Source organism: Mycobacterium sp. NS-7484 (assembly GCF_001953975.1).
In the GTDB taxonomy this organism is placed as follows: Bacteria; Actinomycetota; Actinomycetes; order Mycobacteriales; family Mycobacteriaceae; genus Mycobacterium.
This window is the reverse complement of sequence record NZ_MBEJ01000051.1, coordinates 1-22,556: the sequence shown is the minus strand read 5'-3', so window position 1 is coordinate 22,556 and position 22,556 is coordinate 1. Positions and strand designations below refer to the sequence as shown.

The 22,556-nt window shown below is 67.4% G+C and carries 22 protein-coding genes; 15 read left to right on the top strand and 7 right to left on the bottom strand.

Translation table 11 applies throughout. The annotated features are described in order from the left end of the window. Window positions 1–32 precede the first annotated feature (32 nt). From A5733_RS09415 to A5733_RS09405, 3 genes are read left to right on the top strand one after another with little or no spacing between them, the layout of a single operon-like run. Window positions 33–1,448, top strand: a complete 1,416-nt coding sequence (locus A5733_RS09415) for an NAD(P)H-quinone dehydrogenase (protein ID WP_067769631.1) — start codon at window positions 33–35, stop codon at window positions 1,446–1,448. Window positions 1,449–1,490: 42 nt separating this feature from the next. After that, the gene (locus A5733_RS09410; protein WP_076239912.1) at window positions 1,491–3,236 is read left to right on the top strand and encodes a glycerol-3-phosphate dehydrogenase/oxidase; all 1,746 of its coding nucleotides are present in this window, start codon (window positions 1,491–1,493) and stop codon (window positions 3,234–3,236) included. A gap of 7 nt (window positions 3,237–3,243) precedes the next feature. Continuing rightward, on the top strand, window positions 3,244–4,098 hold the full coding sequence (locus A5733_RS09405) for a pseudouridine synthase (RefSeq protein WP_076239911.1): 855 nt from the start codon (window positions 3,244–3,246) through the stop codon (window positions 4,096–4,098). A 3-nt stretch (window positions 4,099–4,101) separates the two neighbouring features. Here the strand turns inward: A5733_RS09405 and A5733_RS09400 are convergent, their stop codons facing one another. After that, window positions 4,102–4,692, bottom strand: coding sequence for a hypothetical protein (locus A5733_RS09400; RefSeq protein WP_076239910.1), 591 nt, complete (start codon window positions 4,690–4,692; stop codon window positions 4,102–4,104). Window positions 4,693–4,784: 92 nt separating this feature from the next. Here A5733_RS09400 and A5733_RS09395 point away from each other — a divergent pair, with 92 nt between their 5' ends. Further along, the gene (locus tag A5733_RS09395) at window positions 4,785–5,546 is read left to right on the top strand and encodes an SDR family NAD(P)-dependent oxidoreductase (protein ID WP_233152660.1); all 762 of its coding nucleotides are present in this window, start codon (window positions 4,785–4,787) and stop codon (window positions 5,544–5,546) included. 25 nt (window positions 5,547–5,571) lie between these two features. On the opposite strand, the gene dapD is transcribed toward A5733_RS09395, so the two are convergent. Further along, window positions 5,572–6,516 (bottom strand): 2,3,4,5-tetrahydropyridine-2,6-dicarboxylate N-succinyltransferase, encoded by a 945-nt coding sequence (gene dapD, locus A5733_RS09390; RefSeq protein WP_076239909.1) that lies wholly within the window; start codon window positions 6,514–6,516, stop codon window positions 5,572–5,574. A 33-nt stretch (window positions 6,517–6,549) separates the two neighbouring features. Between dapD and dapE the strand changes: the two genes are divergently transcribed. The 3 genes from dapE (at window position 6,550) to A5733_RS09375 (ending at window position 9,766) form a co-directional block, all read left to right on the top strand. Continuing rightward, on the top strand, window positions 6,550–7,614 hold the full coding sequence (gene dapE / locus A5733_RS09385) for a succinyl-diaminopimelate desuccinylase (protein WP_076239908.1): 1,065 nt from the start codon (window positions 6,550–6,552) through the stop codon (window positions 7,612–7,614). Next, window positions 7,611–7,976, top strand: coding sequence for an RNA-binding S4 domain-containing protein (locus tag A5733_RS09380; protein WP_076239907.1), 366 nt, complete (start codon window positions 7,611–7,613; stop codon window positions 7,974–7,976). The genes dapE and A5733_RS09380 overlap by 4 nt, the downstream gene beginning before the upstream one ends. Before the next feature lie 170 nt (window positions 7,977–8,146). Then, on the top strand, window positions 8,147–9,766 hold the full coding sequence (locus tag A5733_RS09375; protein WP_076239906.1) for an ABC-F family ATP-binding cassette domain-containing protein: 1,620 nt from the start codon (window positions 8,147–8,149) through the stop codon (window positions 9,764–9,766). Here A5733_RS09375 and A5733_RS09370 read toward each other — a convergent pair. The 4 genes from A5733_RS09370 to A5733_RS09355 form a co-directional block, all read right to left on the bottom strand. Further along, window positions 9,750–10,610 carry an ESX-1 secretion-associated protein gene (locus tag A5733_RS09370; protein WP_076239905.1) on the bottom strand — a complete coding sequence of 287 codons (861 nt, stop codon included), beginning with the start codon at window positions 10,608–10,610 and terminating at the stop codon, window positions 9,750–9,752. The two genes, A5733_RS09375 and A5733_RS09370, sit on opposite strands and share 17 nt — an antisense overlap. 471 nt (window positions 10,611–11,081) lie before the next feature. After that, complete coding sequence (locus A5733_RS09365) at window positions 11,082–13,154, bottom strand: AAA family ATPase (RefSeq protein WP_076239904.1); 2,073 nt, start codon at window positions 13,152–13,154, stop codon at window positions 11,082–11,084. 10 nt (window positions 13,155–13,164) lie between these two features. Next, window positions 13,165–13,539 (bottom strand): STAS domain-containing protein, encoded by a 375-nt coding sequence (locus A5733_RS09360; RefSeq protein WP_233152659.1) that lies wholly within the window; start codon window positions 13,537–13,539, stop codon window positions 13,165–13,167. Between the two features lie 47 nt (window positions 13,540–13,586). Further along, a complete protein-coding gene (locus tag A5733_RS09355) occupies window positions 13,587–14,276 on the bottom strand; it encodes a TetR/AcrR family transcriptional regulator (RefSeq protein WP_197508183.1) in 690 nt (229 codons plus the stop codon). A 112-nt stretch (window positions 14,277–14,388) separates the two neighbouring features. Between A5733_RS09355 and A5733_RS09350 the strand changes: the two genes are divergently transcribed. The 7 genes from A5733_RS09350 (at window position 14,389) to A5733_RS09320 (ending at window position 20,192) form a co-directional block, all read left to right on the top strand. Further along, entirely contained in the window at window positions 14,389–14,949 is a 561-nt protein-coding gene (locus A5733_RS09350) for a TIGR00730 family Rossman fold protein (RefSeq protein ID WP_067765895.1), read from the top strand. Window positions 14,950–15,032: 83 nt separating this feature from the next. Beyond that, complete coding sequence (gene fadD6, locus A5733_RS09345; protein WP_076239903.1) at window positions 15,033–16,811, top strand: long-chain-acyl-CoA synthetase FadD6; 1,779 nt, start codon at window positions 15,033–15,035, stop codon at window positions 16,809–16,811. 196 nt (window positions 16,812–17,007) lie between these two features. Beyond that, window positions 17,008–17,832 carry a dihydropteroate synthase gene (gene folP, locus A5733_RS09340; protein ID WP_076239949.1) on the top strand — a complete coding sequence of 275 codons (825 nt, stop codon included), beginning with the start codon at window positions 17,008–17,010 and terminating at the stop codon, window positions 17,830–17,832. Beyond that, window positions 17,829–18,779, top strand: a complete 951-nt coding sequence (locus A5733_RS09335) for a glucosyl-3-phosphoglycerate synthase (protein WP_076239902.1) — start codon at window positions 17,829–17,831, stop codon at window positions 18,777–18,779. The genes folP and A5733_RS09335 overlap by 4 nt, the downstream gene beginning before the upstream one ends. 143 nt (window positions 18,780–18,922) lie before the next feature. Continuing rightward, the gene (locus A5733_RS09330; RefSeq protein ID WP_067765856.1) at window positions 18,923–19,294 is read left to right on the top strand and encodes a DivIVA domain-containing protein; all 372 of its coding nucleotides are present in this window, start codon (window positions 18,923–18,925) and stop codon (window positions 19,292–19,294) included. Further along, window positions 19,291–19,860, top strand: coding sequence for a DNA-3-methyladenine glycosylase I (locus tag A5733_RS09325; RefSeq protein WP_076239901.1), 570 nt, complete (start codon window positions 19,291–19,293; stop codon window positions 19,858–19,860). The genes A5733_RS09330 and A5733_RS09325 overlap by 4 nt, the downstream gene beginning before the upstream one ends. A gap of 164 nt (window positions 19,861–20,024) precedes the next feature. Further along, on the top strand, window positions 20,025–20,192 hold the full coding sequence (locus A5733_RS09320; protein WP_003885506.1) for a DUF3117 domain-containing protein: 168 nt from the start codon (window positions 20,025–20,027) through the stop codon (window positions 20,190–20,192). Between the two features lie 20 nt (window positions 20,193–20,212). Here the strand turns inward: A5733_RS09320 and glgA are convergent, their stop codons facing one another. Continuing rightward, window positions 20,213–21,376: a glycogen synthase gene (glgA, locus tag A5733_RS09315; protein ID WP_076239900.1), complete on the bottom strand. Its 1,164-nt coding sequence runs from the start codon at window positions 21,374–21,376 to the stop codon at window positions 20,213–20,215. Between the two features lie 101 nt (window positions 21,377–21,477). Between glgA and glgC the strand changes: the two genes are divergently transcribed. Continuing rightward, window positions 21,478–22,556 (top strand): glucose-1-phosphate adenylyltransferase (gene glgC / locus A5733_RS09310; protein ID WP_076239948.1); only part of this gene is annotated, 1,079 nt, incomplete at its 3' end.

Below are 22,556 nucleotides of genomic sequence, written 5' to 3'. Positions count from 1 at the left end.
GCTTAATCGGCGAAGTTCGTTAGGTTGGTCCAGTGGCTACCCGCATCGTGATCATCGGCGGCGGACCCGCCGGATATGAGGCGGCGCTGGTCGCCGCCGCCCGCGGCCCGGAGGTCGCCCACGTCACCGTCGTCGACAGCGACGGCATCGGCGGCGCGTGCGTGCTGTGGGACTGTGTGCCGTCGAAGACCTTCATCGCCTCCACCGGGGTGCGCACCGAGTTGCGGCGCGCACCCAACCTGGGCTATTCGCTGGACTTCGAGCAGTCCATCATCTCGTTGCCCCAGATCAACGAGCGGGTGAAGACGCTGGCCGCCGCGCAGTCCGTGGACATCGCCCAGCGGCTGCGCAGCGAGGGCATCGACCTGGTGGCAGGCCGCGGCGAGCTGATCGACGACGTGCCGGGCATGGCCCAGCATCGGGTCAAGGTCACTGCCGACGACGGCGAGGTCAGCCAGCTCACCGCCGATGTGGTGTTGATCGCCACCGGCGCCAGCCCGCGGGTGCTGCCCAACGCCGCGCCCGACGGCGACCGCATCCTCAACTGGCGTCAGTTGTACGACCTCGACACCTTGCCCGAGCATCTCGTGGTGGTGGGGTCGGGGGTCACCGGCGCCGAGTTCGTCAACGCCTACACCGAGCTCGGCGTGACGGTGACGGTCGTGGCCAGCCGCGACCAGATCCTGCCGCACGAAGACTCCGACGCCGCCGCGGTGCTGGAGGAGGTGTTCTCCGAACGCGGTGTCACGTTGGTCAAGAACGCCCGCGCGGAGTCGGTGACCCGTACCGACAGCGGGGTGCGCGTGACGATGAACGACGGCCGCGTCGTCGAGGGCAGCCACGCCCTGATGACGGTCGGTTCGGTGCCCAACACCAGCGGTCTGGGCCTGGAACGGGTCGGCATCGAGCTCGGCCCCGGCAATTACCTGACCGTCGACCGGGTGTCGCGGACGTCGGTGCCGGGTGTCTACGCGGCGGGCGACTGTACCGGTCTGCTGCCGCTGGCCTCGGTCGCCGCCATGCAGGGACGCATCGCGATGTACCACGCTCTCGGTGAGGCGGTGGCCCCGATCCGGCTCCGCACCGTCGCCGCGGCGGTGTTCACCCGGCCAGAGATCGCGGCGGTCGGTGTTCCGCAGGCCAAGATCGACGACGGGTCCGTGCCGGCCCGCACCCTGACCCTGCCGCTGAACACCAATGCCCGGGCCAAGATGTCCAGCCTGCGCCGCGGCTTCGTCAAGATCTTCTGCCGCCCGGCCACCGGTGTGGTGATCGGCGGCGTGGTGGTGGCGCCGATCGCCTCCGAGCTGATCCTGCCGATCGCGTTGGCCGTGCAGAACGGCATTCCGGTCACCGACCTGGCCCAGACCTTCTCGGTGTATCCGTCGCTGTCGGGCTCGATCACCGAGGCGGCGCGCCAGTTGATGAAACACGACGACCTGGACTAGAGAATCAGGCGGATACCCCATCGTCCACGTAGCCTGGGAATTGTGACTGACCCGATCTCAGCACCGGGCGACGGGCAAACCTTCCTCGGTCCGCAGCAAAGGGCGCAAGCCTGGCAACGACTCGGCGGTGAACAATTCGACGTAGTGGTCATCGGTGGCGGTGTGGTGGGGGCCGGTGCGGCCCTCGATGCCGCGACCCGCGGCCTCAAGGTGGCGCTCGTGGAGGCCCGCGATTTCGCCTCCGGGACATCGAGCCGCAGCTCCAAGATGTTCCACGGTGGGCTGCGCTACCTGGAGCAGTTGGAGTTCGGTCTGGTCCGTGAGGCGTTGCACGAGCGGGAACTGAGCCTGACCACGCTGGCACCGCATCTCGTCAAGCCGCTGCCCTTTTTGTTCCCGTTGACCAACCGGTGGTGGGAGCGGCCGTATGTGGCGGCCGGGATCTTTCTGTACGACCAGCTCGGTGGCGCGAAATCCGTTCCGGCACAAAAGCATCTGACCAAGTCCGGGGCCCTGCGGCTGGCGCCCGGGCTCAAGCGGAGCTCGCTGATCGGCGGAATCCGTTACTACGACACCGTCGTCGACGATGCCCGTCACACCATGACGGTGGCCCGCACCGCCGCCCACTACGGCGCGGTGGTGCGTTCGTCGAGTCAGGTGGTCGACCTCCTGCGGGAGGGTGATCGGGTGGTCGGGGTGACGCTGCGTGACTCCGAGGACGGCGCCGTCACCGAAGTGCGGGGCCACGTCGTGGTCAATGCCACCGGGGTGTGGACCGACGAGATCCAGGCACTGTCCAAGGAGCGTGGGCGGTTTCGCGTGCGCGCCTCCAAGGGTGTGCACATCGTGGTGCCGCGCGATCGGATCGTCAGCGAAGTGGCGATCATCCTGCGTACCGAGAAGTCGGTGTTGTTCGTGATCCCGTGGGGGACACACTGGATCATCGGCACGACCGATACGGATTGGAATCTCGACCTCGCGCATCCCGCAGCGACGAAAGCCGACATCGACTACATCCTCGGCCATGTCAACACCGTGCTGGCCACGCCGTTGACCCATGACGACATCGACGGTGTCTACGCCGGCTTGCGTCCGCTGCTGGCCGGTGAGAGCGAGGAAACGTCCAAGCTGTCGCGTGAGCACGCCGTCGCGGTGCCTTCACCGGGGTTGGTGGCCATTGCCGGCGGCAAATACACCACCTATCGGGTGATGGCGGCCGACGCGATAGACGCTGCCGCAGAGTACATCCCGGCCCGGGTGGCACCGTCGATCACCGAGAAAGTCCCGTTGATGGGCGCCGACGGGTATTTCGCCCTGATCAATCAGACCCAGTCGGTGGGCAAGCACTACGGGCTGCATCCCTACCGGGTTCGGCACCTGCTGGACCGCTACGGCTCGTTGATCGGTGAGGTGCTACAGATGGCCGAAGGGCGGCCCGATCTGCTGGAACCCATCACCGATGCACCGGTCTACCTCAAGGTCGAGGCCTACTATGCCGCCGCGGCCGAGGGGGCGCTGCATCTGGAGGACATCCTGGCGCGGCGGATGCGGATCTCGATCGAGTATCCGCACCGAGGCCGCGACTGTGCCCGCGAGGTCGCCGAAGTTGTTGCCCCGGTGCTGGGTTGGAGCGCCGAGGATGTCGATCGTGAGGTGGCCACCTACATCGCCCGGGTGGAGGCCGAGGTGCAGTCGCAACGCCAGCCCGATGACGAGTCCGCCGACGCGCTGCGCCAGGCCGCGCCCGAGGCCCGCGCGCAGATCCTCGAACCCGTGCCGCTGAATTGAGGGTGCGTTGAGAAAGCCGCCCCCGCTACCGGTGCGGGACGGTCTGGGCCCGGCCCGGTTGCGGCTTCTCGGGGGCAACGTGCGCGACGAGTTGGACAGCCGTTTCGGCATCGGCGCGAAAGTGCTTGCCGGCGAAGTGGTTCTACCGGACGGCTCGATCGTCGACGAGACGACGACGCTTCCCGCCGGGGCGTACGTCTACTTCTACCGGGACCTGGTCGAGGAGGTAGAGGTTCCGTTCGGCATCCCGGTGCTCTACCGCGACGACGACATCGTCGTCGTCGACAAACCTCATTTCCTGGCCACCATGCCCCGCGGCGCGCACGTCGCCCAGACCGCGTTGGTGCGGCTGCGCCGGGATCTGGACCTGCCGGAACTGAGTCCGGCGCATCGGCTGGACCGGCTCACCGCCGGCGTGCTGTTGTTCACCGTGCGCCGTGAGATTCGGGGGAGTTATCAGCGACTGTTCGCCGAGGGCCGGGTGCGCAAGACCTATCTGGCCCGCGCGACCGGCACCCCGACGGTGGCTCTGCCGACCACGCTGCGAAGTCGGATCATCAAGCAGCGCGGTCGGTTACAGGCTTTCGAGGAACCCGGTGAACCCAATGCCGAAACCTACGTCGAACCCCTCGGGAATGGGCTATACCGGCTCACCCCGCGTACCGGGCAGACGCATCAATTGCGCGTGCACATGGCCTCGATCGGCCTGCCGATTGTCGGTGATTCCTTGTACCCCAACGTGATCGAGGTCAGCCCAGACGATTTTGACCATCCGCTGCAGCTGCTGGCCCAGCGTCTGGCGTTCACGGACCCGGTCAGCGGCGCCGACCGCGAGTTCGTCAGCACGCGAACTCTGGGTTGAGATTCAGTGGTGCCATCTGGTTCGGCCGTCGCCACGGTCGAGCAGTACCCGAAGCTCAGCGGCCCAGGTGCGGATCCGGAGCCGGTCGAGGAGCGCGCGCAGCCCGGCGATGGCCAGGCCGCACAACACCGCTGTGCCCAGCCAGACGGACACGGCGGCGGCGATCGCATAGGTTCCGGCGCTGGACGGCGACAGCGGCGCCGGCACGCGGCGCCCGTTTTCGTCGACCCAGATCGGCACGGTGTCACCCGCCTTCAATGAGCGAGTCGGGCGCACCGCACCGGTGTGCGGGGTGCCGTTCGCCGTCCACGTCACGGTGGCTGTGGCGGTCGTGCCCTCGTCGGGCATGGCTGTCGCGGGGGTGTCGTCCACCACGGTCGCCTGCACCGGCTTGCGGGTCTGCGCCTGGATCTCGGCGGTGCGAAGCGTGTGTGCGTAGACGTTCTCACCGACGGTGACGGCGTGCGGGATGACCAGGACGACGAAGATCGCGACGAGCACCATGGCCCATGCTTCGAGCCGATCGGATCGCCGGACGAGCGGGTTCCGGCCGAGTGCCCGTAGCACCCACCAGCGACGCCGATTGACTCTCATGCAGCCTGGTCCCTCCGATCTTGGCTACCCCTCCATGCTGACACTGTGGTAGCGACTCAATCCACCCCCCGTCGGGGTGTTCTACTGACGGGGTGAACCGGGAGACCTTTGACCATCTGTTCGACATGACCGACCGGACCGTGATCGTCACCGGCGGTACCCGCGGCATTGGATTGGCCCTCGCCGAGGGTTTCACCCTGGCCGGTGCGAATGTGGTGGTCGCCAGCCGCAAGCCGGATGCGTGCGAGAAGGCGGCCGAGCATTTGCGTGGTCTCGGAGGTCAGGCGATCGGGGTGCCCACCCACAGCGGCAGCATCGACGACCTCGGCACCCTGGTGGAACGCACGGTCGCCGAGTTCGGCGGGATCGACGTGGTGGTCAACAACGCCGCCAACGCACTGGCCCAGCCCCTGGGCCAGATGACGCCGGAAGCCTGGGCGAAGTCCTACGAGGTGAACCTGCGCGGACCGGTGTTTCTCGTGCAGGAGGCCTTGCCGCATCTGAAGGCCAGCGCCAAGGCAGCAGTGCTGAACATGGTGTCGGTCGGGGCGTTCAACTTCGCGCCGTCGCTGTCGATCTACGCCTCGGGCAAGGCCGCGCTCATGTCGGTCACCCGGTCGATGGCCGCCGAGTTCGCCCCGCTCGGTATCCGGGTGAACGCCCTGGCGCCGGGGCCGGTCGATACCGACATGATGCGCAACAACCCGCAGGAGGCCATCGACCACATGGTGGGTGGCACCTTGATGAAACATCAGGGCCCCAACCTTCCGCCTGGCCAGGTCAAGAAGTGGTGCCCGTGGCACTCACCGCCCGGTCACTGGATCGGCGGCCCCCATGGGATTCCCTGCACCTGAGCGGCTCGTGAGCCGGCCCCAACAGCTAGTTCGCGTGCAGTGCCTCGTTGAGCGTGATGCCGGTGCCGTCGCGTTTGACGACCTCGACCGCGCCTGACAGAGAGTTGCGGCGGAACAGCAGGTTGCTGGCCCCGGACAGTTCGATGGCCTTGGTGGTCTGCCCGTCGGCCGTGGTGACCTTGGTGCCGCCGGTGACATACAGCCCTGCCTCGATCACGCAGTCATCACCGAGCGAGATGCCCAGGCCGGCGTTGGCACCCAGCAAGCAGCGCTTGCCCACCTTGATCACCTCTTTGCCGCCGCCGGACAGGGTGCCCATGATCGAGGCCCCGCCACCGATGTCGGAGCCGTCGTCGACCACGACACCGGCGGAGATCCGGCCCTCGACCATCGATGTGCCCAGGGTGCCGGCGTTGAAGTTCACGAAGCCCTCGTGCATGACCGTCGTGCCGGAGGCCAGGTGCGCGCCCAGCCGCACCCGGTCGGCGTCGGCGATCCGCACGCCCGACGGCAACACGTAGTCGACCATCCGGGGGAACTTGTCCACGCCGTAGACCGCGACCGCGCCACGGCGGCGCAGCTTCGCGCGCACGGCCTCGAAACCCTCGACTGCGCACGGGCCGAAGTTGGTCCAGACCACGTTGGTCAGCAGGCCGAAGATGCCGTCCATGTTGGCACCGTGGGGGGTGACGAGCCGGTGGGAGAGCAGGTGTAGCCGCAGGTAGGCGTCGTGTGCGTCGGCCGGCTTGTCATTCAGCGAGGCGATCGTGGTGCGCACGGCGACGACCTCGACGTCGCGGTCGGCGTCGGGGCCGGTCAGGACGGCCAGCGCCTGCGCCACCTCGGCCACCGACAACCGCACAGTGCCGGCATCGCCGGAACCGGAGAGTTCAGGGGCGGGAAACCAGGTGTCCAGGACGGTCCCGTCGGCGGTGATGGTGGCCAGGCCGACGCCAGATGCTGCAGTCACGTTGGCCTAGGTTACTGGGTACCGTTGACGTCCATGGGGCTAGACCTGCGAGCCGATCCGATCGCGCTGACCGCCGCGCTGGTGGACATCCCCAGCGAATCCCGCCGCGAGCAGCACATCGCCGACGAGATCGAGGCCGCGCTGCGGGCCCAGGCGCCGCACTTCGAGGTGATCCGCAACGGTGACGCCGTCCTGGCCCGCACCCATCTCGGCCGGTCCTCGCGGGTGATGCTGGCCGGTCACATCGACACCGTGCCCGTCGCGGAGAACCTGCCCAGCCGCGTCGAGGACGGTGAACTCTGGGGTTGCGGCACCTCGGACATGAAGTCCGGTGACGCGGTATTCCTGCACCTGGCCGCTACCATCGCCGAACCCAGCCACGACATCACCCTGGTGATGTACGACTGCGAGGAGATCGAGTCCAGCGCAAACGGCCTCGGTCGCATCGAACGCGAACTTCCGGATTGGCTGCAGGCCGACGTCGCGATCCTCGGCGAACCCTCCGGCGGCTTCATCGAGGCCGGCTGCCAAGGCACCATCCGCGTCGTCGTCAGCGCCGCGGGCACCCGCGCGCACTCTGCGCGATCATGGCTGGGCGACAACGCCATTCACAAACTCGGCGCCGTGTTGGACCGGCTCACCACGTACCAGCCTCGCAGCGTCGACATCGACGGCTGCGTCTACCGGGAGGGGTTGTCGGCGGTGCGGGTCGACGGCGGCATCGCCGGCAACGTCATCCCCGACGCCGCATCGGTGACCGTCAACTTCCGGTTCGCCCCGGACCGCAGCGTCGAGCAGGCCGTCGCCCATGTGCACGAGGTGTTCGACGGGCTCGACGTCACGATCGTGCTGACCGACGCCGCCGCAGGCGCCTTGCCGGGCCTGGCCAAACCCGCCGCGGCCGCGCTGGTGGCCGCCGCCGGGGGACAGGTGCGCGCCAAATACGGCTGGACCGATGTGTCCCGGTTCGCGGCCCTGGGGATTCCGGCGGTGAACTACGGACCGGGTGATCCGAACCTCGCGCACAAGGTCGACGAGCGGGTCGAGACTGCCCAGATCACTGCGGTCGCCGAGATGTTGCGGCGCTATCTGACATGAGCAGTGTCCGCGTCGACAGCTGGATCTGGGCCGTGCGGATCACCAAGACCCGGTCTGCGGCGGCTGCCGCCTGCCGCGGCGGACATGTCCGGGTCAACAACGTGCCCGCCAAACCGGCACAACACGTGAGCCCCGGTGACGAGGTTCGGGTCCGGCTGGACGGACGGGAACGCATCGTCGAGGTCATCCGCCCGATCGCCAAGAGAGTCGGGGCTGCTCTCGCGTCGGAGTGCATGATCGACCGCAGCCCGCCACCGCCGCCCAAGGAGATCCTGGCGTCAGTGCCGGTCCGTGATCGAGGGGCCGGCCGGCCTACGAAACGTGAACGGCGACAACTGGATCGGTTGCGCGGAACATTCTGAACCTTAAATCGGTTGCATCGCTGCGTACTATGGGTACTGCATCTGCTGTCGAGTCGAGGTGGGCCGAAAACATGCTGGGAGACGACGACATCTCCGGGTGATCCCGCGAGTTGAGTCGTTTCTGTCCCTCAATGCGGGGTCTGCTGCCCGCATCACCTTGGAGTACCAGCATGTCTATTGTCTGTTCGCACTTGTCCTTCGCCTGGCCTGACGACACCGAAGTGTTCTCGGACCTGTCGTTCACCGTCGGGCCCGGCCGTACCGGTCTGGTCGCCCCCAACGGCGCCGGAAAGAGCACGCTGCTCAAGCTGATCGCCGGTGAGTACCGACCCTCGTCAGGTTCGGTTCACGTGGACGGCCCCATCGGTTATCTACCCCAAACACTGCCTCTCACTGCGGAACTCACCGCGGCCGCCGTGCTGGGAGTCGCCGATGTGCTCGACGCATTGGCGGCGTTGGCTGACGGTGACGCCGGCGACGCAGTGTTCACGGCGATCGGTGACGACTGGGATATCGAGGAGCGCTCCCGTGCTCAGTTGGACCGGCTCGGCCTCGACGGATTGGCGCTGGACCGACGGTTGGGGACGTTGTCCGGTGGGGAGGTGGTGTCGCTGGGTCTGGCGGCTCAACTGCTCAAGCGGCCAAGCGTTCTGCTGCTCGACGAACCCACCAACAACCTGGACCGCGAGGCCCGTCACCGCCTGTACGACGCCCTCGACAGCTACACCGGCTGCCTGCTTGTGGTCAGCCACGACCGGATGCTGCTGGACCGCATGGATCAGATCGCCGAGTTGTACCGGGGCGAAATCGCCTTCTTCGGAGGGAATTTCACTGCCTACCGGGCTGCGGTGGAGGCCGCGCAGACGGTGGCGGAAGGCAACATTCGCAACGCAGAGCAGCAGCTCAAGCGAGAGAAGCGTCAGTTGCAGGAAGCCCGCGAACGGGCTGCCCGGCGCTCCTCGAATGCCGCACGCAACCTCAAGGATGCCGGGCTGCCGAAGATCGTGGCAGGCCAGCTCAAACGCGATGCGCAGGAATCAGCGGCCCGCGCCGACGATGTGCATGCTCGTCGGGTCGACGACGCCCGATCACGTCTCGACGAAGCCGAGCGGGCGCTTCGCGACGACAAAGTGATCGCGCTGGACCTGCCCGATACTGTGGTTCCGGCCGGGCGCACGGTGTTCTCCGGCGAGGGGGTTCAGATCAGCCGTGGCGGCCGGAAGTTGTTTTGCAGCAACGGGATCAACCTATCGATCCGCGGTCCGGAACGAATCGCGTTGACCGGAGCCAACGGTGCGGGGAAGTCCACGCTGCTGCGGATCATCGACGGGGCGGTCGAACCGGACGCCGGGACCGTGCAACGGGCCGGGGGACGCGTGGCAACGCTGTCGCAGCGGCTGGATCTGTTGGATGAGGGCCGCACGGTGGCCGAGAGTCTGGCCGCGGCGGCGCCCGGCCTGTCGCACACCCGGCGCATGCATCTGTTGGCGCAATTCCTGTTTCGCGGTGACCGGATCAACCTACCGATCGCTGCGCTGTCGGGTGGTGAGCGGCTACGGGCAACCCTGGCCTGTGTGCTCTTTGCCGAGCCCGCACCGCAACTGCTGCTGCTCGACGAGCCGACCAACAATCTCGACCTGGAGAGCGTGGGGCAACTGGAGTCGGCGCTGAACGCCTACCGGGGCGCGTTCGTGGTGGTCAGCCACGACGAGCGGTTTCTGGAGGCCATCGGCATCGACAGATGGTTGCGGCTGGACCGGGGCGAGCTGACCGCTATCGCCGACCGGTGACGTTGTGGGCCTGAGTCGGCACCGGGCCGACGCCGAAGCGGTCCTCCGGCGTCACCCCGGTGGAGGCGCGATTACCGAGTAGTTCGGTGGCCGACCCACCGCCGGCGCCGGCTCCCACCTCGGTCGGACGCTCCCGTTCGTCGCCGTGCTTCGCATCCTTGTCGTCGGTCTTGCCGTCCGGATCTGCCGGGCCACCGTCGTCCGGGCCGTGTGTGTCGGACGCCTTGACCGCCTGTTCGGCCCCGGCTCCGGCGGCGTCGGCTCCGGCATCTGCCGCCAGACCGGCGGCCTCGCCGCCGCTACCGGCCGCTTGAGTGGCGGATTCGACGATGCTCTGCACGCCCTGCATGACCTGCTGGGGCATCTGTGTCATGGCCTGCGTGAGGCCCTGCAGGGGCTGGGTGATCGACTGCGCCATCTGTCCGGCCATCTGGCTGAACTGACCCATCATCTGCCCGGCACTGCCAGCACCTCCGGCACCTCCGGCTGCCCCGCCCCCGCCGCCACCGGCCGCCGCCGGGGAAGCCGCGCCCTCGATCTGATCGGCCTGCGCCTTGAGCCGGCCGGCGGCGGCCAGGTCACCACGCTCGTAGGCCTTGGAGGCCTGACCGAGCAGTTCGGCCATGCGCGACGCGGCGACCTGGGTGGCGCCGAGGGCACCGTCACGCGACGACTGTGCGCCGTTGAACGCGTTCTGCATGGGAAAGCCGATGGCGCCGTGGCTGGACGCCAGATCGGACGGGCCGGCGAAAGCGTTCTTGAAGCTGCTGACGTCTCCACTGACCCCGTCGACGATCCCTTGCCAGTTGCCCATCGCGGCGGTATCGGCGATGAACTGGTTCATCGAGCCCCCTGTGATCGTGCGGTCTATCTGCGCATTCTACGGTCGGCGCGGTTGGGCGCCGAGCGGCAAGTTCCACTCGAGAGTTCGGCGTGGCGGGCCGGGCAAGTAGGTGACGATCTGCCCGCCTAGCAGCGACTTCTCAGCGACAATCGCCGCATCAGCACCAGGGGCACCATTTGTCGCAGGACGACTGACTACTTGTGTCACTTCAGGGTCCTCGCGCCTCAATTGTCACGAAACTCGCGTTGTCCAGCTATCAGCGACGGAGTCGCTCGCATGCGGGCACTGGACAGGTGATGCTCGGGGGGCCAGTGGTGCATGAGTGTCAAAATCGGCCAGCGACAATGGGGCTGTCGATACCTGCGTTGCCCATGTGGCGATTGTCGCTGAGAAGTCGCTAGTAGGCGGGCACATCGGATACCCGGCCGAAATCTGTGGCTGATGTGACCAGAGTTGCCTGGTCACCCGCGTTCAGCTACCGGCTTGACGTGCGGCATCCTCGGCCGCGGCGAGCATCCCGACCTCGCGATATCGCCCCGCAACCGACTGCAATCCCGCGGCGTCCCCGGCTGCCAACGCGCTTGCGTGGTCCGTCGTCAGCTGACCGAACACGAAGTCCACATCGATCCGGGCGAGCGTGTCGACGGCGCGGGTGTCGCCCAGTCGGACACCGTCATGCAGGGCCCGCAGCATCACCGTGGATTGGCCGCCCCGCTCCGCAGTCTTGGCCGCCTCGCGCGCCGCTGTCACCGCGCCCACCGAATCGTTACGGGCAGAGCACGTCCAGGCCCGGGCCATGGCCAGCTCAGGCGCAAACAACATCGACTTGAGCCCGTGCCGGGATTCCGCCCGCGAGAGTGCTTTGGCGGCCTCCATCGGCATCCCGCGTTGGCCGAGCGCCTGGGCCAACAGCATCCAGGCCAGCGGCCCCCAGGAGTAGCCGGTGGGTGCCAAGGCGGTGGCCGCCTTGCGCAATAAGGCAATCGCGTCGTCGAGTTGACCGCGGACCAGCAACACGTCAGCCATGAGCACCTCACCGATGGCTCGTCCCGGTTGCAGGAGCTGGGTGAAATCGGTGATGTTGCAGGCCAATTCCCAGGCCTTGTCGAGCTCACCGGTCATCAGTAACGCCGTCGTCTGCCCGAAGCCGCTGGTGAACCGCAACAGCCCCGGATGCCCGGCAGCGAGCGCACGCTGGGCCATGGCCTCCACGCGGGCCAACTGCCCGGTCCGCGCACAGCTCAGGGCTGCCGTCGACCCCGCCCATCCGATCGCGGTGTCGTCGGCATTGGGGGAGTCCAACACTTCCTGTGCCAGACCCAAAGCCCGTTGTGGCGCACCGGCGTTCATCGCGAAGGTAGCCGCCAGCGCGTCGATGGTGATCTGTGCGCTCGGCGTCGTCACGCGGCGGCGGATGGCCCGCAGGAACGCCGTGGCGCGTTCGGGCTCGGACAGCATCCAGAACTGGTTGGCCGCCTGCGGCAAAGACCACGCCATCAGCTGGTCGTCGTCCAGGCCGGTCGGATCGATCTGCCCCAACACCGCGTCGGCTTCCCGGCCGCGTCCCTGCCAGGCCAATGCGTAAGCCAGCGTCAGCAGCCCCGCGAAACATGCGCCGGACTCCACCGCGACGCGGGCCAGTCGCTCGCTCAACTCCAGATCGCCCAACCGCAATGCCTCGCCGGCGGCGTCGACAAGCTCGTCGGTGGGCAGGGACACGTCACTGTCCAGGGCCAGCACCGCCACCCGCAGCCGGTCCACCACGCCGGGACGTGGCCCGGCGGCCAGCTGCTCGACCACAGCGTTGCGCAGCCGTCGCAGATCGGGCCCGCCCACGGCGGCCCGTACGGCGCGGAGGAACAGCGGATGCACACACCGCACCTGAAGTCCTTCGACGCGGGCCACGCCGCATCGCTGCGCCTCTTGAACGGCGTCGGGACCGGTCAGCGCGGTGACGTCGGAGACCGCCAGCGGTTCGTGCACTGCCAATTGGCGTAGCACGTCGAGCGCGGCCTCGGGGAGGTCCGACAAAAAGGTGGCCACCTGATCGGCGAGTCGGGCGTCATCATGGCCCGGCGGTGACATGTCGACGCGGTGTACCAGTCCGTCGGCCCACAGCGCCGCCACATGGTCGGGTGCTTCTTCGGATGAAGTGACGATGAGTTTGGCAGCTCGGCTGACAGCGAGTTGGTACAGCAGGGCCGCCGACAACCGGTCCAGCAGATGCGCGTCGTCGACGATCAGCAGCAACTCGGAGCCCAGCGCCTCGCGCGCGGCCCGCAGCACGTCGGCGGTCCGACCCGCTGCCGGGATCTCGATCAGATGGGCTACCGCGGCAAACGGCACCGCCGCCGTTGATTCCGTGCCGGTGATCCACACGACCCGACGAAAGTCCGGTCCGAGGTGCTCGGCCGCGGTACGGGCCACCGACGTCTTGCCCACCCCGGCCGGTCCGAGCAGAGCCGCGCCGCCACACTCGTGCAGGCCCGTCTCCAAGCCGTCGAGAACGCGGTCACGCGGTGCGATCACCCAATCGACAGCCATCCACCGAATCCTATGGCGGGCCGCCGCCGTTCAACGCGGAATCGAGATCCGGGTACGCCGAGATCGCGTCGTCCAAGCCACATTCGGCGATGACGCGCCTGATGCTCGGCTGACCGATGGCCAGCCGCACCGTGATCCCACGTTGACGGCAGTCGACGGCCTGCTTGGCCAAGGCGAGCAGCGCTCCGCAGCTCATGAAATCCAGAGATCCGCCGTCGACGACGAGTACCGAGGATTCGGGCGCGGCGTCGGCCTGCTCGGTGAGCATGCGCTGCCAGGACGACTCGTTATGGGCATCGACCTGTCCGAAGACCTGCACGATGAGGCCTTCGGGAGCGATGCGAGCCGTCCAGTGCAGCTCGTGATTCAGCTGGTTCGATTCCACGGTGAAACCCAGCATAACCGGGTCCGTTTACGTTGTAAACGGACCCGTCAGTGTCTGTGCAGCCAGGTTTCGATGCGGTCGAGCAGCGCCTCGAGGGCCTCTTCGAACTCGTCTGTGCTGTGATCCTCGGCCAGCAGCGGTTGCAGGCGCCGCAGATTCGGATAGTCGGCCAGCGAGGTGTCCGGCCGCGGTTCGTTGCGCAGGCTGGACTCGTCCGGGCTCAGCTCCACCCCGCGCGCCGACACCTCCAGCAGCAGCTGGCCAACCAGGAATGTGGTGTAGGTCCGATACGCCGACACGGCGGCGGTATCGCTGAAGCCATAGGAGATCAACGTCTCCAGGAACGTCTCCATCCAGCGCAGGCTGCGCAGCGGCGGCCGCACCCACGGCGCCTCGGGAGCCTCGGTGGCGACCAACGGGAACACCTCGGGATGCTCCAGGGCGATCTGGCGCACGCCGTGAGCCAGCCGCAACAGGAAGTCCTGCCAACCGTCCTCCTGCCGGCGCGCGGCCAGTTGATCGGCGTACAAGCGGTCCACGATGTGGTTGACCACGCCCGTCAACAGGTCGCCCCGGCTGTGTACATAGCGGTACAGCGCCATGGCCTCCACGCCGCAGGCGGTGCCCAGCCGTCGCATGGTCAACTTCGCCAGACCATCACGGTCGATCAGCTCGATCGCGGTGTCCAAGATGAACTCGCGGCTCAACCGAGTCGGTTGATCGACATCATCAGTCACCAGATCGCCTTTCGAGTTCAGCCCAGTGTCCCTGGGCACACCTGCTCAGTCCATCCCAGGTCCATCGCCCTCCGGACATCGATGGTTCACCAGCACCCTCTACGTTGTGTACGTGTCCGGTGAAATTGACCGCCAGTGGGCGGTGTGTGTCTATTGCGCTTCGGGTCCCACCCACCCCGAACTGCTGGCATTGGCCAGTGAGGTCGGCGTCGCGATCGCCAAGCGTGGCTGGACCCTGGTCTCCGGCGGAGGCAACGTCTCGGCCATGGGGGCGGTGGCCCGGGCTGCGCGTTCGGGCAACGGCCGTACGGTCGGCGTCATCCCCAAGGCACTGGTGCACCGGGAACTCGCCGACGTCGACGCCGAAGAACTCGTGGTCACCGACACCATGCGGGAACGCAAGAAGGTGATGGAGGACCGGTCCGACGCGTTCATCGCGCTGCCCGGCGGGATCGGCACGCTCGAAGAGTTCTTCGAGGCCTGGACCGCCGGCTATCTGGGAATGCACGACAAGCCCCTGGTGCTGCTCGATCCGTTCGGCCACTACGACGGATTGCTGAACTGGCTGCGCGGACTTGTCGACTCCGGTTATGTGAGTAGTGCGGCCTTGGATCGGTTGGTGGTCGTCGACGAGGTCGCCGCCGCGCTGGACGTGTGCGCACCGGTTACATAGAACCGCCGGTAACGGCCCTAACCGGCGCGGTTTAAGGTGTTGGCCACACGAGCGGCCCACGACAACGCGCAGGGGGACACGGCATGACCGACCGGAAATCGGGCACCAGGAGCAGCGTCGGCTTACTCGACCTCGCCGGCCAGGTGCCCGGTCTGCTGATGGACGCGCCGGTCATCGTCCGGGGTGTGCTCACCGGTGTGATGGCGCGGCCCACTGCCAAGACCTCGATCGGCAAGGTGTTCCAGGAACGGGCCGCCCAATACGCCGACAGGGTTTTCCTCAAGTTCGGTGACGAGCGCATCACCTATCGCGAGGCCAACGAGACGGTCAACCGCTATGCCGCGGTCCTGGCCGCCAAAGGCGTCGGCCACGGCGACGTGGTCGGGGTGATGCTGCGCAACTCACCCGACGCGGTGCTGTTGATGCTGGCGATCGTCAAATGCGGCGCCGTGGCAGGCATGCTCAACTACCACCAGCGCGGCAAGGTGCTCGCCCACAGCATCGGGTTGCTCAATGCCACGGCAATGATCGCCGAGTCCGATCTGATCGAGCACGTCACCGAATGCGATGCCGAGGCCAACGGGCTGATGACGGTCGACGAGCTGCGCCGGCTGGCCGCCACGGCACCGACCACCAACCCGGCCACCACATCGGCGGTCCTGGCCAAGGACAAGGCCTTCTACATCTTCACCTCGGGCACCACCGGCATGCCCAAGGCCAGTGTCATGACGCACTACCGCTGGCTGCGCGCCCTGGCCGGCTTCGGCGGTCTCGGGCTGCGGCTGCACAGCGACGACACCCTGTACTGCTGCCTGCCGCTGTATCACAACAACGCCCTGACGGTCTCGGTCGGCTCGGCGCTGAACTCCGGCGCCGCCCTGGCGCTGGGCAAGTCGTTCTCGGCGTCGCGGTTCTGGGACGAGGTCATCGACTACGGGGCCACCGCATTCGTCTACATCGGTGAGATCTGCGGCTACCTGCTCAACCAGCCACCCAAGCCGACCGACCGTGCGCACAAGGTTCGCGTCATCGTCGGCAACGGGCTGCGTCCGGCCATCTGGGACGAGTTCACCCAACGGTTCGGCATCGCCCGGGTGTGTGAGTTCTACGCTGCCAGCGAGGGAAACACCGCGTTCGTCAACGTCTTCAACGTCTCGAAGTCCACCGGCATCTGCCCGAGCCCGGTGGCGTTCGTCGAGTACGACGCCGACAGCGGTGAACCCGCCCGCGGCGCCGACGGCCGGCTGCGCAAGGTCAAGCGCGGCGAGCCCGGCCTGATGCTGTCCAAGATCAGCGCACTGCAGCCGTTCGACGGCTACACCGACAAGGCCGCCAGCGAGAAGAAGCTGGTGCGCAACGCCTTCAAGGACGGCGACGTCTGGTTCAACACCGGCGACCTGATGCGGTCGCAGGGGTTGGGCCATGCCGCGTTCGCCGACCGGCTCGGTGACACGTTCCGGTGGAAAGGCGAGAACGTGGCCACCACCGAGGTGGAGGCTGCCGTGGCAAGCAATCCGCTGATCGAGGAATGCACGGTGTTCGGCGTGGAGGTGCCGGGTGCCGGCGGCCGGGCCGGGATGGCCGCGGTGCAGCTCAAGGGCGGCAAAGAGTTCGACGGCAAGGCGTTGGCCGACGCGTTTTACGGGCACCTGCCGGCGTATGCCGTCCCGTTGTTCGTCCGCGTCGTCCCTGAACTGGCCCACACCTCGACCTTCAAGAGCCAGAAGGTCGATCTGCGCAAGCAGGGCTACGGCGACGACATCGAGGATCCGCTGTATGTCTTGGCCGGGCGGGACGAGGGTTATGTGCCGTTCTATGCCGAATACCCCGACGAGGTGACCGCGGGCAAACGACCCAAGTAGGCGGGGCGGGCAGCTCCGCGCCGATTTCCACGCCTGGGTCGTCGATCGCGTCCGGTGACGACCAACAGGTAGAAAACGGCGCGGAAGCTGGCGCGAATACTGCTGCGGTTGAGCCACCGGGCACTATGGAGGCGTGTTGACGACGTCCAGTGGCCTGTTCTGCGGGCGCCCGGTCGCGGCGGACCGTGCGCTGATCATGGCGATCGTCAACCGGACGCCGGACTCGTTCTACGACCGCGGCGCCACCTTCACCGACGAGGCCGCCAAGTCCGCCGCGGCACGGGTGATCGACGAGGGTGCCGACGTCATCGACGTGGGCGGGGTCAAGGCCGGTCCCGGCAGCACCGTCGACGCCGACGAGGAGATCGCCCGCGTCGTCCCGTTCATCGAATGGCTGCGCGACACCTACCCCGACCAGCTGATCAGCGTCGACACCTGGCGCGCGACCGTGGCCAAGCAGGCCTGCGCGGCCGGCGCCGACCTGATCAACGACACCTGGGCCGGCGCCGATCCGGGCTTGCCGGAGGTGGCTGCCGAGTTCGGTGCGGGCCTGGTGTGCTCACACACCGGGGGTGCGGTACCGCGCACCCGGCCGTTCCGGGTGAACTACGGGATCACCGAGCGCGGCGGCGTCGACGACGTCATCGCCGAGGTGACCGCCGCCGCGGAGCGGGCCGTGGCAACGGGTGTGCCACGCGAGAAGATCCTCATCGATCCGACCCACGATTTCGGCAAAAACACTCATCACGGTCTTAGTTTGTTGCGCCACGTAAAAGATCTTGTTAAGACCGGATGGCCTGTCCTGATGGCACTGAGCAACAAGGATTTTGTCGGGGAGACTCTGGGTGTGGATCTGACCGAACGCCTGGAGGGCACCCTGGCCGCGACGGCATTGGCCGCCGCGGATGGAGCCGCGATGTTCCGGGTACACGAGGTCGGACCCACACGGCGCGTGCTGGAGATGGTCGCGTCGATCCAGGGAGTGCGGGCACCCGCACGAACGGTGAGGGGACTGGCATGACTGCAATACCCGAATTGGACGTCACCGACGGCGTGATCGGACACCGCTGGTTGACCGACCACAGCTGGAACCGGCCGAGCTGGACCATCGCCGAGCTGGAAGCCGCCAAGGCCGGCCGTACGGTCTCGGTGGTGCTGCCGGCGCTCAACGAGGAAGAAACCGTCGCCTCCGTCGTCGAGACCATCACCCCGCTGCTGGGTGGCCTGGTCGACGAGCTGATCGTGCTCGATTCGGGCTCCACCGACGACACCGAGATCCGCGCGGTCGCCGCCGGGGCCCGGGTGGTCAGCCGGGAGGTGGCGCTGCCCGAGGTGGCGCCGCAGCCAGGCAAGGGCGAGGTGCTGTGGCGGTCACTGGCTGCCACCACCGGCGACCTCATCGCGTTCGTCGATTCCGACCTGATCGATCCCGATCCGATGTTCGTCCCCAAGCTGCTGGGCCCGCTGCTCACCGCTGACGGCGTGCACCTGGTCAAGGGGTTCTACCGGCGGCCGCTCAAGGTCAGCGGCGCCGAGGACGCCAACGGCGGCGGCCGGGTCACCGAGCTCGTCGCGCGCCCACTGCTGGCCTCGCTGCGCCCCGAATTGAACTGCGTGTTGCAGCCGCTTGGTGGTGAATACGCCGGTACCCGTGAATTGCTCACGTCGGTGCCCTTCGCGCCCGGCTACGGCGTGGAGATCGGTCTGCTGGTCGACACGTACGACCGGCTCGGTCTGGACGCCATCGCCCAGGTGAACCTCGGCGTTCGGGCGCATCGCAACCGGCCGCTGACCGAGCTGGCCTCGATGAGCCGGCAGGTCATCGCGACCTTGTTGTCGCGGTGCGGGATCGCCGATTCGGGGATGGGGCTGACGCAGTTCTACGCCGACGGCGACGACTTCACCCCGCGGGTGTCCTCGGTGTCCCTGGCCGACCGCCCGCCGATGGTGACCCTGCGGCCGCGCTGAGGTTGGGCCTTGCACGCCGACGGTGCACTCAGATCGCGAAAATCGCGGCGAACACGATCTGTGTGCACGTTCGGCGCGTGCCGAGGTCCGCGGTCAGGCAGCGCCCGCGCCAGGTGTCGCAGGTGTGAGGCAGTATCGAGGGCGTGACACTGATACTGCTGTACCTGGTGGTGCTGGTTCTGGTGGCCACGGTGCTGTTCGGGCTGGGCAGCGTCCTCTTCGGCCGGGGTGAGACGCTGCCGCCGCTTCCCCGGGGTACCACCGCGACGGTGTTGCCGGCCTCGGGCGTCACCGGCGCCGATGTCGACGCGCTCAAGTTCGCCCAGGTCGTGCGCGGCTACAAGACCAGCGAGGTGGACTGGGTCCTGGATCGGCTGGGCCGCGAACTCGACGCGGTGCGTGGCGAGCTGGCGGCGGTGCGCGCGGCTTACGGCGTGCCCGACGACCTCGACGACGACGAGGACGAGGAGGTCTCGGCGACCGCCGGGGAACTGCGCACCGCGGAGGAGCCGTGACCGAGGATGGACGCATCCGCTGCGGCTGGGCCGTGCAATCAGGCGACGTCCTCTACCGCGACTACCACGACACCGAGTGGGGCCGGCCGTTGCGGGATTCGGGCGCACTGTTCGAGCGGATCAGCCTGGAGGCATTCCAGAGCGGGCTGAGCTGGCTGACCATCCTGCGTAAGCGGGAGAACTTCCGCGCCGCGTTCGACGGGTTCGATGTGGCCGCGGTCGCGAAATACACCGACGCCGATGTCGAGCGGTTGATGGCCGATGCGGGCATCGTGCGTAACCGGGCCAAGATCCTGGCGACCATCGCCAACGCCAGGGCGGTCACCGAGCTCGATGTCGACCTGGGTGAGCTGTTGTGGTCCTTCGCGCCGCCGACCCGGCCGCGGCCCGCTGACCTGGATCAAGTGCCTGCTGTCACCCCGGAATCGACCGCAATGGCCAAGGAACTCAAGCGGCGGGGCTTCAGATTCGTGGGCCCCACCACGGCATATGCGTTGATGCAGGCGACCGGAATGGTCGACGATCACGTCGCATCCTGCTGGGTCCCGGCAGTCGATCGAAAGTGACATCAGTCGGTATCCGAAGGGTCTTTGCACACCCACCACCGCGGATAAGGAACAATAGGGGAAGTTCAGTAGCAGTTCAGCGCCGGGTGCCGTCAACGAGTGGACGGCTTCGGCCCCAACCTGGCCCGCTGACCGCGGGTCGGCTCAGTTGGAGGGAGCACTCGATGGCGGCGATGAAGCCCCGGACCGGTGACGGTCCACTGGAAGCAACCAAAGAGGGGCGAGGAATCGTTATGCGAGTACCGCTGGAGGGTGGTGGGCGCCTGGTGGTCGAATTGACTCCCGACGAGGCCGCCGCGCTCGGCGACGAACTCAAGGCCGTCACAAGCTGATCGAATCGCAAGGTGTCCGCTCAGGCGGACACCTTGCGGTATATCTCCAGGGTCTGTTCTGCGATGTGTGCCCAGGAGAACTCCGCGATGCACCGTTGGCGTCCGGCTACACCGTACTTTCGCGCGGTTTCCGGCTCGGCCACGAGTGAGTTGACTGCGTCGGCCAACCGCATCTCGAAGAAGCGCGGGTCCGTGGCGTCGTAGTGCACCAGCAGCCCGGTCTGCCGATCGGCGACGACCTCAGGGATGCCGCCGACATCGGAGGCGACCACCGGCGTCGAGCATGCCATCGCTTCCAGATTCACGATTCCCAACGGTTCGTAGACTGACGGGCAGACGAAAACTGTTGCCGCCGACAATATCTCGCGGATCTTGTTGATCGGCAGCATTTCGCGCACCCAGTACACCCCGCTGCGGGCCCGGGCCAGTTCGGCCACCGCGGCCGACACCTCAGCGGCGATCTCGGGGGTATCCGGCGCGCCGGCACACAACACCAATTGCACATCGGGGCTGAACCGGTGGGCCGCGGCGACCAGATGCGCCACGCCCTTCTGCCGGGTGATGCGTCCGACGAACGCCACGATCGGCCGGCTCAGGTCGACCCCGAGTTCGGCGAGCACCGAGTCGGTATCGGCCGGCGGGGCCGGGTACCAGACGTCGGTGTCGATTCCATTGCGTACCACGTGAACCCGGTCAGGGTCGAGGGCGGGATACGTGCGCAGCACGTCGTCGCGCATCCCGGAACTCACCGCGATCACCGCGTCGGCGGCCTCGATGGCGGTGCGCTCCACCCACGACGACACGCGGTAGCCGCCGCCGAGCTGCTCGGCTTTCCAGGGACGCAGCGGCTCGAGTGAGTGCGCGGTCAGCACGTGGGGAATGCCGTACAGCAACCCGGTCAGGTGCCCGGCCATCCCGGCATACCAGGTGTGCGAGTGCACCACGGTGGCCGCCGCAGCCGTGTTGACCATGTTGAGGTCCGCGGACAACGTCGACAGGGCCGGGTTGGCGCCGCGCAGGGCGGGATCGGGCTGGGCGACGACGGCACCGTCGCGTGGCGCGCCCATGCAGTGGACGTGGACCTCGCAGAGCCGGCGCAGCTGCGCCACGAGTTCGGTGACGTGTACTCCGGCACCGCCGTACACCTCGGGTGGATATTCCCGAGTCATCATCGCCACCCGCATATCCGAGACGGTAGTAGGTCGTAGTGGGTACAGCCACACACCGCACACTTGAAGTTGCCATTGGCTGGCCGCCATCCTGGTTCACGGATAGGTTTGGACCCATGAGGGAGTTGCCACATGTGCTGGGCATCGTTCTGGCCGGGGGAGAGGGAAAACGGCTTTACCCGTTGACCGCCGATCGTGCCAAGCCGGCAGTTCCCTTCGGCGGTGCGTACCGGCTCATCGACTTCGTGCTGTCGAACCTGGTGAATGCCCGGTACTTGCGGATCTGCGTTCTGACGCAATACAAATCGCACTCGCTGGACCGTCACATCAGCCAGAACTGGCGGCTGTCGGGCCTGGCCGGTGAGTACATCACCCCGGTTCCGGCCCAGCAGCGGCTCGGCCCGCGGTGGTACACCGGATCGGCGGATGCGATCTATCAGTCGCTGAACCTGATCTACGACGAAGATCCGGATTACATCATCATCTTCGGCGCCGACCACGTGTACCGCATGGATCCCGAGCAAATGCTGCGGTTCCACATCGACAGCGGGGCCGGCGCCACCGTCGCCGGGATTCGGGTGCCGCGGGCGGAGGCCAGTGCGTTCGGCTGCATCGACGCCGACGACTCCGGCCGGATCAGAGGATTCCTGGAGAAGCCGGCCGATCCGCCGGGCACGCCCGACGACCCCGAGCAGACCTTCGTGTCGATGGGCAACTACATCTTCACCACCAAGGTGCTGATCGACGCGATCCGCGCCGACGCCGACGACGGCCACTCCGATCACGACATGGGCGGCGACATCATCCCGCGGCTGGTGGCCGACGGCATGGCCGCGGTCTACGACTTCGACAACAACGAGGTGCCCGGAGCCACCGAACGCGACCACGGCTACTGGCGTGACGTCGGAACCCTGGACGCGTTCTATGACGCGCACATGGACCTGGTGTCGGTGCACCCGGTGTTCAACCTGTACAACAAGCGCTGGCCGATCCGCGGTGAGTCGGAGAACCTGGCGCCGGCCAAGTTCGTCAACGGCGGATCGGCCCAGGAGTCGGTGGTCGGTGCCGGCAGCATCATCTCGGCTGCCTCCGTGCGTAATTCGGTGTTGTCCTCCAACGTCGTGATCGACGACGGCGCGATCGTCGAGGGCAGTGTGCTGATGCCGGGCGTGCGGATCGGCCGGGGCGCGGTCGT

Excerpts from the sequence above, each read along its gene's own strand:
- A5733_RS09365 (WP_076239904.1), bottom strand. The coding sequence starts at position 13,154 with ATGGCTGTCGATTGGGTGATCGCACCGCGTGACCGCGTTCTCGACGGC.
- A5733_RS09320 (WP_003885506.1), top strand. The coding sequence starts at position 20,025 with ATGGCGGCGATGAAGCCCCGGACCGGTGACGGTCCACTGGAAGCAACC.
- A5733_RS09400 (WP_076239910.1), bottom strand. The coding sequence starts at position 4,692 with ATGAGAGTCAATCGGCGTCGCTGGTGGGTGCTACGGGCACTCGGCCGG.
- glgA (WP_076239900.1), bottom strand. The coding sequence starts at position 21,376 with ATGCGGGTGGCGATGATGACTCGGGAATATCCACCCGAGGTGTACGGC.
- dapE (WP_076239908.1), top strand. The coding sequence starts at position 6,550 with ATGGGGCTAGACCTGCGAGCCGATCCGATCGCGCTGACCGCCGCGCTG.
- A5733_RS09375 (WP_076239906.1), top strand. The coding sequence starts at position 8,147 with ATGTCTATTGTCTGTTCGCACTTGTCCTTCGCCTGGCCTGACGACACC.
- A5733_RS09335 (WP_076239902.1), top strand. The coding sequence starts at position 17,829 with ATGACTGCAATACCCGAATTGGACGTCACCGACGGCGTGATCGGACAC.
- A5733_RS09370 (WP_076239905.1), bottom strand. The coding sequence starts at position 10,610 with ATGAACCAGTTCATCGCCGATACCGCCGCGATGGGCAACTGGCAAGGG.
- fadD6 (WP_076239903.1), top strand. The coding sequence starts at position 15,033 with ATGACCGACCGGAAATCGGGCACCAGGAGCAGCGTCGGCTTACTCGAC.
- A5733_RS09380 (WP_076239907.1), top strand. The coding sequence starts at position 7,611 with ATGAGCAGTGTCCGCGTCGACAGCTGGATCTGGGCCGTGCGGATCACC.
- folP (WP_076239949.1), top strand. The coding sequence starts at position 17,008 with ATGGCGATCGTCAACCGGACGCCGGACTCGTTCTACGACCGCGGCGCC.